The sequence below is a fragment of the uncultured Bacteroides sp. genome (assembly GCF_949298305.1).
Lineage (GTDB): Bacteria > Bacteroidota > Bacteroidia > Bacteroidales > Bacteroidaceae > Bacteroides.
On the sequence record NZ_CASFWU010000063.1, the window covers coordinates 1 to 12,370 of the forward strand.

Annotated in this window: 9 protein-coding genes and 2 pseudogenes; 3 read left to right on the forward strand and 8 right to left on the reverse strand. The window is 51.1% G+C overall.

The features are described from left to right. From Q1Y74_RS09515 to Q1Y74_RS09535, 5 genes and pseudogenes are all read right to left on the reverse strand, one after another. A pseudogene (locus Q1Y74_RS09515) lies at window positions 1–488 on the reverse strand (IS66 family transposase); the annotation flags it as partial. A gap of 89 nt (window positions 489–577) precedes the next feature. Further along, the gene (tnpB, locus tag Q1Y74_RS09520; protein ID WP_300814038.1) at window positions 578–946 is read right to left on the reverse strand and encodes an IS66 family insertion sequence element accessory protein TnpB; all 369 of its coding nucleotides are present in this window, start codon (window positions 944–946) and stop codon (window positions 578–580) included. After that, window positions 939–1,262 (reverse strand): hypothetical protein, encoded by a 324-nt coding sequence (locus Q1Y74_RS09525; RefSeq protein WP_300814040.1) that lies wholly within the window; start codon window positions 1,260–1,262, stop codon window positions 939–941. The genes tnpB and Q1Y74_RS09525 overlap by 8 nt, the downstream gene beginning before the upstream one ends. 234 nt (window positions 1,263–1,496) lie before the next feature. Beyond that, window positions 1,497–2,582, reverse strand: coding sequence for a PspC domain-containing protein (locus Q1Y74_RS09530; protein WP_300814041.1), 1,086 nt, complete (start codon window positions 2,580–2,582; stop codon window positions 1,497–1,499). 80 nt (window positions 2,583–2,662) lie between these two features. Next, entirely contained in the window at window positions 2,663–2,989 is a 327-nt protein-coding gene (locus Q1Y74_RS09535; protein WP_300814042.1) for a PadR family transcriptional regulator, read from the reverse strand. 198 nt (window positions 2,990–3,187) lie between these two features. Here Q1Y74_RS09535 and Q1Y74_RS09540 point away from each other — a divergent pair, with 198 nt between their 5' ends. Both Q1Y74_RS09540 and Q1Y74_RS09545 read left to right on the forward strand, forming a co-directional pair. Continuing rightward, the gene (locus tag Q1Y74_RS09540; RefSeq protein WP_300814043.1) at window positions 3,188–4,558 is read left to right on the forward strand and encodes a hypothetical protein; all 1,371 of its coding nucleotides are present in this window, start codon (window positions 3,188–3,190) and stop codon (window positions 4,556–4,558) included. Window positions 4,559–4,595: 37 nt separating this feature from the next. Beyond that, window positions 4,596–5,093, forward strand: coding sequence for a GNAT family N-acetyltransferase (locus Q1Y74_RS09545; protein WP_300814045.1), 498 nt, complete (start codon window positions 4,596–4,598; stop codon window positions 5,091–5,093). Between the two features lie 125 nt (window positions 5,094–5,218). Here the strand turns inward: Q1Y74_RS09545 and Q1Y74_RS09550 are convergent, their stop codons facing one another. The 3 genes and pseudogenes from Q1Y74_RS09550 to uvrA form a co-directional block, all read right to left on the reverse strand. Then, window positions 5,219–6,742, reverse strand: coding sequence for a peptide MFS transporter (locus Q1Y74_RS09550; RefSeq protein WP_300814046.1), 1,524 nt, complete (start codon window positions 6,740–6,742; stop codon window positions 5,219–5,221). A 74-nt stretch (window positions 6,743–6,816) separates the two neighbouring features. Continuing rightward, window positions 6,817–7,293 (reverse strand): Cys-tRNA(Pro) deacylase, encoded by a 477-nt coding sequence (ybaK, locus tag Q1Y74_RS09555; RefSeq protein WP_300814047.1) that lies wholly within the window; start codon window positions 7,291–7,293, stop codon window positions 6,817–6,819. A 192-nt stretch (window positions 7,294–7,485) separates the two neighbouring features. After that, a pseudogene (uvrA, locus tag Q1Y74_RS09560) lies at window positions 7,486–10,314 on the reverse strand (excinuclease ABC subunit UvrA). 251 nt (window positions 10,315–10,565) lie between these two features. Between uvrA and Q1Y74_RS09565 the strand changes: the two are divergent. Next, the gene (locus Q1Y74_RS09565; RefSeq protein WP_300814048.1) at window positions 10,566–12,344 is read left to right on the forward strand and encodes a LysM peptidoglycan-binding domain-containing protein; all 1,779 of its coding nucleotides are present in this window, start codon (window positions 10,566–10,568) and stop codon (window positions 12,342–12,344) included. The last annotated feature ends 26 nt before the right edge of the window (window positions 12,345–12,370 follow it).

Here is a 12,370-nt window from a genome sequence, read left to right on the forward strand (position 1 = left end):
AGCGCATATTTGGGACGGATGATTTCCTTGACGTAAAGCATCCCCGGCTTGTGTTTGACGACCCTGGTTATCTCTTCGCCTATTCTACGGTATAAAGACAGGTCTACGCCTGTCGGTTCTATTGTATCGGTCTCCAATACGGGTAAGTCCTCTATCATTTTGCGGTTCTGACGATTCTGCTTCCGGACTTCAGCCGATTCCTTTTCTATCTGCTCCACGGCCTCGTCCCGCTTTTCTTCCGTCTGGTGCCGGAGTTCGGCAAATTCTTCGGCAAAAAGGTCGGGCATATTGGGATCATATATGCGAAGCTTCTCCGATTTACGCCCAAAGAGTTGACGGTTCAGCCATGCAACCTGAGCCGTCAACTCCTTGATACGTTCCTGCAGATTCTTTATCTGTTCGGATTGATTCTTATTTGTAGTAGACAATGATGCTATAGAGGCATTCAAGCCCTCTATCGTCTTGAGTAAAATATCCTTTTCATCCATTGTCTGTCTCTTTGTTGTTGATGTAAAGATACTAATTAACAGTGAATTATACAACAATATCCGAACTTTTATTCACGCAAAAAAGCATGTCATACATGGTATTCCTTACGTTCGGCCCTTAACCGTCGGAGTCTCTGTTCCGGATTCTCTTGAATGCCCTCGACCATCATCACCAGGTCGCGCCATTCCATGGGATAGCTGTTTGATTCGGGATCGTACTCCGGCAGTTTAAAGCGACCGGCCTCCAGGCGTTTTACATACATCACCATGCCTCCGTCTTCGGCATGAAGCAGTTTCATGAGCCTACGGCTGGAACCGATGAAGATGAAGACATCACCGTTCTTCACTTCGCTGTTCATTTTCTCATGTACCACTCCGCAAAGCGAACTGATACCTTTACGCATATCTGTCCTGCCCGGACACAGGAAGTAGCGCATCGTGTCGTTCAGGTTAAACATGGCCGTTTCGAAGACTTTTGGTGAACAGTTCCATCAGTATCTCTTCTGAACCGTTTCCGAAGTGGGCACGAAGACCATTGGGAAACAGAACGGCCACGCCATGCGGCACTTGTTCTTCAGGGGAAGATTCCATAACTGACTGTTTAAAACTGATGGGAGCCAGCTCTTGTTTGATACTGTTTCTGTCAACGGAATATTTCCTATGCCAGTAGTGATAGGTTGAATAACTTACACCTATCTGTTGCAGGTACGACTTCAACGGCAGGCCGCTTTGTTGCACCTGTAATTCTAATTTTTCAAATTCTTGTCTGTTCATAATAATTGAGGTTTGATTGTATTCGTTGCCGCAAAGCTACAACCAAACCTCAAGGTTTAAAAGGGGCATTTATTCGAATGCTTACCATACAAGTACTCGAGTACTTTAATACAAGTACTGCAGTACTTCCTTTGAAGTACTGACAGAAAGAACAATGAAGCCCGGACAAAGAGGTTGGCAGTGTGCCACTGCCTTCTTTGTCCGGGCTTCTTTTATTCGTTTTTCTCTCCTTCGCTATCTATAAATGAGCAGGTCGGGAAAGTCAAACCCCTGGATGGCAAAGCTGATGGTGAAGATGGCCGCGCTCACAATCCAGAGCAGCAGAAGCGTCCACTTCAGGCCGGATGCCATGGGTTGCCAGTTGAACAAAGGTCTGCAAACCATAAACACCAAGGAAAGCAACGGGATGCCCACCATCAGGATGCCGGCTATGTACATCACGATGGCAGCCAGAGGAGACGTGGGAAGCATGACATCTACCGTGGGAAACAGGGACAATAAGGCTGCCCCGCCTCCGATGGCCACCACAATGCCCGCAAAAGACAGGGCTACAAACAACACGGCAAAAACGAACAACAGCGGGCTGCATACCACGGCAAACACAATCAGGCATAGCTTCAGAATCCACCCGGCCACCGTCACCAGCACATCGCCTACCTTCTGCAGAAAGGTACGGGGTTTGCCCGACTGCACAAAGTCATTCACTCCGGTCGTCACCCTCTCAAACCCGTCTGTCACGGTTTTCCCAATATTCTCCACCGTCACGGCCTCGCCGCGCATGTTCAGTTTGTCCGCAGCAGTGCGAGCCTCGGGTACCACAATCCAGCAGATGATATAGGCAGGTATCAGCAGCTTGAAACCGAACACCAGGATGACAATCATGGCCAGCCGGCAGATGGTGACATCCCAGCCGAAATAAGCAGCCAAGCCGCTGACCACACCGCCCAGCATCTTGTCATCGGGATTGCGGAAGAAACGGCGGCCCACTTTCATTCCTCCACCATAGGCAGGGCCGGAACCTGTGCCGGAGCCGGCATCCGAAGCAGCTTGCTCTTCTTCCGCCTCAATGTCCTCGGGTTTCCCCATGCGGGCAATGACTTCCTCCACGTCCGCAATGGTAATGACCTGCGAACCTTCCGCCAACTTTTCTGCAAAGAGTTCCGAAATGCGACGCTCCATGTCGTCCACAATCTCGTCCGCACCGGCCTCCCTGCGGAAATGGAGTTTAAGATTGTTTATATAATTGTCCAAAAGCCGATAAGCATCTTCATCAATGTGGAAAACCGTTCCACCCAAATTTACTGTAAGAGTCTTTTTCATCGTTATATTGATTATAATCGTTTTTATCTATTTACCCAATTTATAAGTCCGGATGCTTATGAAATGCGCATCCGCCGTTTTTAATACTTCCGGATGTGGTCTACCGTGTCACTCAATTCCCTCCAGGCCGTTTCCAGTTCCTGCAGGAAAGCCTCCCCCTTCTCCGTCAGCCTGTAATACTTCCTCGGCGGCCCCTGCGTGGACTCTATCCACTCATAACCCAGCAAGTCATCATTCTTCAGGCGCGTCAGCAAGGGGTAGAGTGTCCCTTCCACCACAATCAGGCGCGCTTCCTTCAGCTTTGCGATGATGTCCGAAGCGTAGGCAGGCTCTTTGTGGAGCAGAAGCATGATGCAATACTCCAGCATTCCCTTGCGCATCTGCGATTTCACATTATCTACATTCATTTCTCCTTAAACGTTTGATTCACTATTCTATTCTGCATGGCACAAATATATGTATTATATTGGTACCTTGCATTACATAATACCTAATGTTTAATTGTTATTAACAGAAGAAGAAGCTCGGCTACATTTGCACATCCAAGAATTTCTTGATAACTTGCGCTGTATTTCAGCAAGAAAAAACCTAAAAACGACATTGACATGAAAACCAAGAGAACATACGGCCTGCTATCCCTTCTCTTCTGCAGTGCCTTCCTGCCCGTTGCGGCTCAGGAAATAAAAGAAAATGTACGGACAGAAATCACGGCTTTCTTTTCCGACCGCCTTGTCGGAAAAGAAACGGACTATGCCAATGCACGTACGCTGAAACTGTCTGAAGCAGAAAAATACAGGGACGAGGTATGGCTCCTGTGGAAAGAAGCCAACAACAGCTTTCAGGAAGAGAAACTGGCGACACCCGCCACCCTCTCCAAAGAAACGGCAGACCGTTGGCACCTGCCCGAAGAGCTGGAACCCGATGCCATAATGCCCTTCTACTGGGGACGGAAAGGAGCAACGGATGTTCCTGCGGACGGCCTGCCCTTGTTTCTCTACCTCCACGGTTCGGGCGCCAAAGAGAAGGAATGGGAAAACGGTATCCGTCTCTGCTCGGGCTTTGACGATGCTCCTTGCCTCTATTTTATCCCGCAGATACCCAACGAAGGTGCCTATTATCGCTGGTGGCAAAAGGCCAAGCAATTTGCCTGGGAAAGACTGCTGCGCCTGGCGCTGCTCTCCGACGAGGTGAACCCCGACCGTCTGTATGTCTTCGGCATCTCCGAAGGCGGATATGGCAGCCAACGCCTGGCTTCGTTCTATGCCGACTACTGGGCTGCCGCAGGTCCGATGGCGGGAGGAGAACCCTTGAAAAACGCGCCTGCCGAGAATTGCGGCAACCTGGCCTTCTCGCTGAGAACGGGCGCCGAAGACACCGGCTTCTACCGCGACCGGCTCACAGGCTACACAGCCGCCGCCTTCGACAGCCTGCAACGTCTTTACCCCGACCGCTACAACCACTGGATAGAACTCATCCCCGGCAAGGGACACCACATTGACAACAACCCCACCACGCCCTGGATGAAGAAATACGTGCGCAACCCCTACCCCAAACACTTTCTTTGGGAAGACTATGAAATGGACGGCCGCCACCGCAAGGGTTTCTACAACCTGTACGTAAACGAACGGCCCGATAACGACCTGCGCACCCGCTACGAACTGGACATCACCGGCAACAACATCGTGCTGAACGTAGACAACGTGACCTATCAGACCACAGAGACCGACCCCAAGTGGGGCATCGAACTGAAGTTCGCCAAGTCATATACGCCCGCCAAGCGCGGCAAAGTCACCGTCTATCTCAACCCTGAGCTGGTGGACCTGAGCCAAAAGGTGACTCTCACATTAAACGGTAAGAAGGTCTTCGAAGGAAAGGTGAAACCCGACCTCAGACACCTGGTAAACAGCTGCGCCATCTTCTTCGACCCGCTACGCCTTTATCCGGCTGCCATCGAGGTGGACCTGGAAGGAAAATAAACCAGAAACAAATTAAACCATAATCATACAATACACTATGTTTACCATCCGAAAAGCAGATACCGCCGACTGCCAGCTCATCAACAAGCTGGCGTGGCAGGTCTTCCCAGAGACCTACAAGGAGATTTTAACCAAAGAACAGATTGACTACATGATGGAGTGGATGTACTCGCCCGAAAACATCCGCAAGCAGATGGAAGAGGAAGGGCACGTCTATCTGCTGGCCTACGAAGAGTGCGAGGCGGCAGGCTACGTGTCCGTGCAGCCCGAAGGCGAAGACCTCTTCCACCTCCAGAAGATTTACGTACTGCCCTACTTCCAGAAAGCCCATTGCGGCAGCTTCCTCTTCCGCGAAGCCGTGAAGTACATCAAGGAAGTGCATCCCGCCCCCTGCCGCATGGAGCTCAACGTGAACCGCCACAACCCCGCCCTGGGCTTCTACCAGCACATGGGCATGACGAAGGTACGCGAAGGAGACTTCCCCATCGGCAACGGATATTATATGAACGACTATATCATGGGGATGGAGATTTAGCTACGAGTGACGAGCTACAAGCTACGAGCTACAAGAAGTACGGGCTACAAGTTGCATGTTTCTTTGCAACCTGTAGCCCGTATCCTTTTATTACTTGTCACTTGTAGCTTGTAGCTCGTAGCTATTTAAGCCACCTTCTCCAGCTTCTTCATCACCGAGAAGATGAACAAGGCTGCCAGCAGACAGAGGCCCATCAGGACACCCCATACAATCCACAGGTTGAGGTCGCCCCACAACCAGGCAGCAACGGCGGTCAGGTAGTTACCGATGGCGGTAGCCACAAACCAGCCACCCATCATCATACCTTTGTACTTGGGAGGAGCCACCTTGGACACGAAGGAGATGCCCATCGGAGAAAGCAGCAGCTCGCCGAACGTCAGCACCAGGTAAGTGCCCACCAGCCAGTTGGGCGATACGAACGTAGCCGTGCCGGTCTCTACAGCAGCCGCTTGTGCGTTAGGCGTCAGCAGGCCGAAGGAAGCGAACATCATCAGCACGTAGCCGCAAGCAGCCACCAACATGCCCAAACCAATCTTGCGCGGAGCCGAAGGTTCCTTACCCTTGCGGGCCAGCGAACCGAAGATGGCCATGGAAACCGGTGTCAGAGCCACCACAAAGAAGGGATTGAACTGCTGGAAGATGGGGGCATCCACCTTCGTGGCACCCTCTATGCCTGTATATTGGTAAACCAGGAAAAGAACAGCCAACAGGATGACTACACCCGAAATGGCTTTCGCCTTGCCCGTCTTTGACTGGAAGAGGGAGAACAGGGCATAGACGATGAAGATGACAGCCACCAGGTTCCATACGCTGAACATCATGCTCTCCAGCCCCACAGAGCTCTTGGCCGTAAACTCGTCGGCAAAGTAAGTCAGCGTCAGTCCGTTCTGATGGAAGGCCATCCAGAAGAAGATGACCACGGCAAACACCAGACAGAGAGCCACGATGCGGTCCTTCGTCTCGCGCGGAGAGAGCTCTTCGGCCGCTACGTTCTGCTTGGAGCCGGCCTGCTTTCCGCTGCCTTCCACGTGTTTGAACGTGCTGCGGAAGCCATAGTAGATGGCCATGGAAATAATCAGCGACACACAGGCCACGGCAAAGGCAAAGTGATAGGAATCGTTCACACTGACGCCCCACGCCTGCTGTGCATAGTCCATCATGGCTACCGCCGCCGTAGGAGCGAACAGGGCGCCGATGTTGATGGCCATATAGAAGATGCTGAATGCCGAGTCGCGTTTGGAGGCATATTCGGGCGCATCGTAGAGATTGCCCACCATCACCTGGAGGTTGCCCTTGAACAGACCCGTGCCGCTACTGATGACCACCAGCGCCGCAAACATGGAAATCAGGCCCAGCGTGCCTGTGCCCAACGGGAGTGCCAGCAGCACATAGCCTGCAAACATGGCCACGATACCGATTTTCACCATCTTCCCGTAACCGAACTTGTCGGCCAAGATACCGCCAATGAACGGAAGGAAATACACCAAAGCTAAGAAAGTAGAATAGATTGTACCGGCCATGGCGGGTGACAAGCCGAAATTGGCTTTCAGAAACAAAACGAAAATGGCCAGCATCGTGTAGTAGCCGAAACGTTCGCCCGTGTTGGCGAGCGCCAAGGCATAAAGACCTTTAGGTTGCCCTTCAAACATAATGTGTAGAGAATTTAAGATTAATAAAAAATAAAATTGTTTCGCGCAAATATAGGGTTTTTGTACCACATTTCCTAAAAAAGCCGGCAAACTTCCGCTCCCGTCTCCTTAATCAAATCCTTCGGGTCGAGCTTCAACTGAAGGCCGCGCACACCCGCACTGATGTAGATGTAAGGAAACTGAAGGCAAGTCTCATGAATATAGGTCGGGAAAGGTTTCTTCATCCCGATGGGCGAGCAGCCGCCACGGATGTAGCCCGTCAGAGGCAGCAGCTCCTTCACGGGGATGAGGTCACACTTCTTGTTGCCGGACACCTTGGCGGCCAGCTTCAGGTCCACTTCCTGCTCGCCGGGGATGACGCAGACAAAATGCCCCGTCTTGTCGCCGTGCAGGATGAGGGTCTTGAACACGCAGTTGATGTCTTCGCCCAGGCTGGCGGCCACGTGTACCGCGCTCAGGTCGTTTTCGTCCACCTCGTAGGGGATGAGTTCGTAGGCTATCTTAGCCTTGTCCAGCAGCCGTGCTGCATTGGTCTTATTGATTTTCTTCATCGTTCTTATTATATCCGAAGCTTTAGGCAGCTTCCGTCCGTTTAAACCATCGGTTTAGTCCGCATAAAGTATTACTTTAGTCCGTATAAAGTGTTACTTTAGTCCGTATAAAGTGACACTTTAGTTCGCATAAAGTAACACTTTATTTTCCATAAACAAAAATAAAGTCACATTCTTCTAACAATCAACAATTTATGATTTCCCCAAAAGCTCTTCACGCAGGAACTTCGGCGTATAGCCTTTGTCGCTCTGCGCCACCTCTTCGGGTGTGCCGCACGAGAGGAGCATTCCCCCGCCCTTGCCGCCTTCGGGTCCCATGTCGATGATGTAGTCCGCCATCTTGATGACGTCCAGGTTGTGCTCGATGACAATTACCGTGTTGCCCTTGTCCACCAGGCGGTTCAGCACGCTCATCAGCACGCGGATGTCCTCGAAGTGGAGGCCCGTGGTGGGTTCGTCCAGGATGTAGAGCGTCTTGCCCGTGTCGCGCTTGGAGAGTTCGGTGGCCAGCTTCACGCGCTGGCTCTCGCCGCCCGAAAGCGTGGTGCTGGACTGTCCCAGTTTGATGTAACCCAAGCCCACTTCCTGTATAACCTTGATTTTATTCAATATCTGCGGTACGTTTTCGAAAAACTCCACGGCGCGGTTGATGGTCATGTCCAGCACATCGGCAATGGACTTGCCCTTGAAGCGCACCTCCAACGTCTCGCGGTTGTAGCGTTTGCCGTGGCACACCTCGCAGGGCACATAGACATCGGGCAGGAAATTCATCTCAATGGTCTTGTAGCCGTTGCCCTGGCAGGCCTCGCATCGGCCGCCGCTGACGTTGAACGAGAAGCGGCCGGGCTTGTATCCGCGCATCTTGGCCTCGGGCAAACCCACGAAGAGGTTGCGGATGTCGCTGAACACGCCCGTATAGGTAGCCGGGTTGGAGCGCGGCGTACGTCCCAGGGGCGACTGGTCGACGTTCACCACCTTATCTATATACTCCAAGCCCTCGATGCGGTCGTAGGGCAAGGGGTCTTGCAGGGAGCGGTAGAAGCGTTGGGAAAGGATGGGTTGCAGGGTTTCGTTGATGAGGGTGGACTTGCCGCTGCCCGACACGCCCGTCACGCAGATGAGCTTGCCCAGGGGGAACTCCACGTCCACGTCCTTCAGGTTGTTGCCTCGTGCGCCGTAGAGGCGGAGGCTGTGCCCGTTGCCCTCGCGGCGCTGCTTGGGCACCTCGATGGCGCGTTCGCCGTTCAGGTATTGCGAGGTCAGGGTGTGCGTCTGCAACATCTGCCGGGGTGTACCCGAGAACACGACTTCGCCTCCCAGCCGGCCGGCCTTGGGTCCCATGTCTATCACGTAGTCGGCTGCCAGCATCATGTCCTTGTCGTGCTCCACCACGATGACAGAGTTTCCGATGTCCCTCAGTTCCTTCAGCGAGTGAATCAGACGTTGGTTGTCCCGCTGGTGCAGGCCGATGCTGGGCTCGTCCAGGATGTAGAGCACGTTCACCAGTTGCGAGCCTATCTGCGTGGCCAGGCGGATGCGCTGGCTTTCGCCGCCCGAGAGGCTCACCGCACTGCGGTCGAGCGACAGTAGTCGAGCCCCACGTCCAACAGGAACTTCAGGCGGGTGCGTATTTCCTTCAGGATTTCTGCGGCAATCTGTTGTTGCTTGCTGTTCAGGTGGGAAGTAACGTTCTCCATCCACTCATACAGTTCGCTGATATCCATGCAGGAAAGCTCGTAGATGTTTTTATCATAAATACGATAGGAAAGCGCCTCCCTGTTCAGCTTGGCGCCGTGACACTCAGGACAGACAGCAGTCTTGGCAAACTGCTCAGCCCACTTCTGCGCAGTGGCAGAGGCATCCCGATCCTGCAGCATCTGTATGTACTTCACCACGCCCTCGAAGGTGGCGAAGTAATCCGATGAGGTACCTATGAGGCTGCTCTTTATCTTGATGGGCTCGTCCATACAGTATCTCGTCTATCACGTCCTCGGGCAAGTCCTTCACGGGAGTCTTCAGGTTCATCTCATACTTCTCCAGCAATGCTTCAATCTGCCAGAAAATCATGCTGTTCTTATACTTTCCCAAAGGCACCACCGCCCCTTCGTAGAGGGAAAGCTCGCGGTTGGGGATGACCTTGTCTATGTCTATCTGGTTGACCACTCCCAGCCCCTTGCACTTGGGGCAGGCTCCTTGCGGAGAATTGAACGAGAAGTTGTGCGGGGCAGGTTCGCGGTAGGAAAGCCCCGTCACGGGACACATCAGCAGCTTGCTGTAGTGGCGCACCTCGCCGCTCTGCTGGTCGAGTATCATCAGCAGGCCGTCGCCCTGCCTCATGGCGGTGGCCACACTGCCCTTCAGGCGCACATCGTCCTTGTCCGTCACCACCAGCTTGTCTATCACCACCTCCACATCGTGGTTCTTATAGCGGTCCAGCTTCATTCCCGGTACGGCCTCCTTCACCTCGCCATCCACCCGCACGTAGAGGTATCCTTTCTTCCTCACCTGCTCGAACAGTTCCTTGTAGTGTCCCTTACGGCTGCGCACCAGCGGAGCCAGGATGTAAATCCGCTTGCCGGCATAGTTGTCCAATATCAAGTCGAGAATCTGTTCCTCGGTATATTTCACCATTTTCTCGCCCGACAGGTAAGAGTAGGCCTCGCCGGCACGTGCAAAGAGCAGACGCAGGTAGTCGTACACCTCGGTAGTAGTGCCCACCGTGGAGCGCGGATTTTTGTTTGTAGTCTTCTGCTCGATGGAAATGACCGGGCTCAGTCCTGTTATCTTGTCCACATCCGGCCGCTCCAAGTTGCCCAGGAAGTTTCGGGCGTAAGCCGAGAAAGTCTCTATATAGCGTCGTTGCCCCTCGGCAAAGATGGTGTCAAACGCCAGTGACGACTTTCCGCTTCCACTCAGTCCGGTTATCACGGTCAGGCTGTTGCGTGGTATCTCTGCATCAATATTCTTCAGGTTGTGTACGCGTGCTCCGTACACGTTGATGTATTCTGTTTCTTCTTGCATACTTACCGATGTCCTATCAAATTCATCTTTCAAAAATACGTTCTTGCAAAAATAACGGTTTCCCCCCGAATATCAGTCATAATGAACTAAATTTCGGTTTTGAAAAGCGCAATATTATTTCTTAACTCATTCCTTTGGTTAAAATGGCATAATATTCTTAACTTTGCGACTCATTTGGGAAAACAGTCGAGTTTCCGGATTGAGTGACAGGAAACTGGACCGATGTACAATGATTAAAGGAACATTATTGAATGAAAACAATCAGACGGCTCATCTGCACCTTCCTGCTTGCCGGCGCATACGCCTGGGGCATCCATGCACAAGAAAATCAGACTTACATATTACATACTGTTGAAAAAGGCCAAAGCCTCTACTCCATTGCAAGCATGTATGGAGTCAGCCAGTCGGAAATCATCAAACTGAACCCCGGCAGCGACGACAAAATTTACATAGGACGTACCCTCCGCATTCCCCGCAATGCCCAAAATCAGGCAGAGACTTTCCACACCATCGAAGCCGGAGAGACTCTCTATCGCCTGACCGTAAAATACAATGTGTCTGCCAAGGCCATCTGCGACGCCAATCCCGGCCTGAGTGCCGACAACTTCCGCACGGGACAAGTCATCCGTATTCCTGCCCCGGATAAGATTACGAGTGAAACAGAAACGGAACAACAAACTTCTGATAAAGCGATTGCCGCACCGGTACAGTCCCGCTGCCGTGACATGCACAAGGTAAAGAGGAAAGAAACAGTATACAGCATCAGTCGCCAATATGGCATCAGTGAAGCCGAACTTATAGCTGCTAATCCAGAACTTAAAGGTGAAAATAAAATCAAAAGAGGGACTTTGCTTTGCATCCCTTATCCAACAGATACTTCGGCTGAAGCCAATGCTGCCCCCAAGATTCCTACTGATAAAGAATTGTTCAGCGAAAGTCAAAAAGCGACTGAACGTTTTCATACCATCAAAGCGGCTGTCATTCTTCCATTTCTGACAGATGGATCCACCAAAAGTGAAACCTCACGTATGATAGAATATTACGAAGGCTTCCTCTTGGCCGTAGACAGTCTGAAACGTATCGGAACTTCCATAGACCTTTACACCTACCACTCGGGATCAGACATTCCATCCATTAACGCCATACTTAACAAAAGCGAAATGAAAGACATGGATATTATCTTCGGTCCTCTTCACCAACAACAAATAGAGCCGTTGGCAAATTTTGCTAAAAAATACGACATTAGATTGGTCATACCTTTCACCTCTAAAGACAATACAGTATATAGCAATCCGTCAGTTTACCAAATAAATACGCCACAGTCCTACCTGTATTCCGAAGTTTATGATCATTTCCTGCGTCAATTTCCCAATGCCAATATCATTTTCATTGAGAATACTAATGGAAGCAAGGAAAAAGCAGAGTTCATTAAAGGATTGAAAGACGAACTGCGCAGCCGCTCCATTCCTATGACCACTTTACCTGAAAAAGCAGTTATGGAATCCATGAAGACCGCACTCCGTCCTAACAAAGAGAATATTTTTATTCCCACTTCGGGCAGCAACATAGCTTTGCTTAAATTCCTTCCGCAGCTGGTTCTACTAGTACGTAACACCCCAGAAAGTAACATACACTTGTTTGGCTATCCCGAATGGCAGACATATACCAAAGACCATTTGGAAAGCTTTTTTGAACTGGATACCTATTTTTATACTTCTTTCTATACCAACAACTTATTTCCTGCCGCCAAAAAGTTTACTGACAGTTACAGCCGATGGTATGGCAAAGAAATGGAAGAACGTTATCCCAAATACGGTATGTTGGGCTTCGACACCGGCTATTACTTTCTCAAAGGATTGTCGGACTATGGCAGTGACTTCGAGAAAAAGCAGCAACTCATGAATCTGACTCCCATCCAGACTGGATTCAAATTCCAACGTGTCAACAACTGGGGAGGATTCATCAACAAAAAAGTATTCTTTGTACGTTTCAATCGTAACTATGAACTTCTTAAGCTCGACTTCGACTGATACGACAACAAACATCTGCTTTCCTT

What these genes read in the sequence shown, in the direction of transcription:
- Q1Y74_RS09550 (WP_300814046.1), bottom strand. Translation starts at nt 6,742, where the DNA reads ATGTTTGAAGGGCAACCTAAAGGTCTTTATGCCTTGGCGCTCGCCAAC.
- Q1Y74_RS09540 (WP_300814043.1), top strand. Translation starts at nt 3,188, where the DNA reads ATGAAAACCAAGAGAACATACGGCCTGCTATCCCTTCTCTTCTGCAGT.
- Q1Y74_RS09565 (WP_300814048.1), top strand. Translation starts at nt 10,566, where the DNA reads ATGAAAACAATCAGACGGCTCATCTGCACCTTCCTGCTTGCCGGCGCA.
- ybaK (WP_300814047.1), bottom strand. Translation starts at nt 7,293, where the DNA reads ATGAAGAAAATCAATAAGACCAATGCAGCACGGCTGCTGGACAAGGCT.
- Q1Y74_RS09525 (WP_300814040.1), bottom strand. Translation starts at nt 1,262, where the DNA reads ATGAACAGACAAGAATTTGAAAAATTAGAATTACAGGTGCAACAAAGC.
- Q1Y74_RS09535 (WP_300814042.1), bottom strand. Translation starts at nt 2,989, where the DNA reads ATGAATGTAGATAATGTGAAATCGCAGATGCGCAAGGGAATGCTGGAG.
- tnpB (WP_300814038.1), bottom strand. Translation starts at nt 946, where the DNA reads ATGTTTAACCTGAACGACACGATGCGCTACTTCCTGTGTCCGGGCAGG.
- Q1Y74_RS09545 (WP_300814045.1), top strand. Translation starts at nt 4,596, where the DNA reads ATGTTTACCATCCGAAAAGCAGATACCGCCGACTGCCAGCTCATCAAC.
- Q1Y74_RS09530 (WP_300814041.1), bottom strand. Translation starts at nt 2,582, where the DNA reads ATGAAAAAGACTCTTACAGTAAATTTGGGTGGAACGGTTTTCCACATT.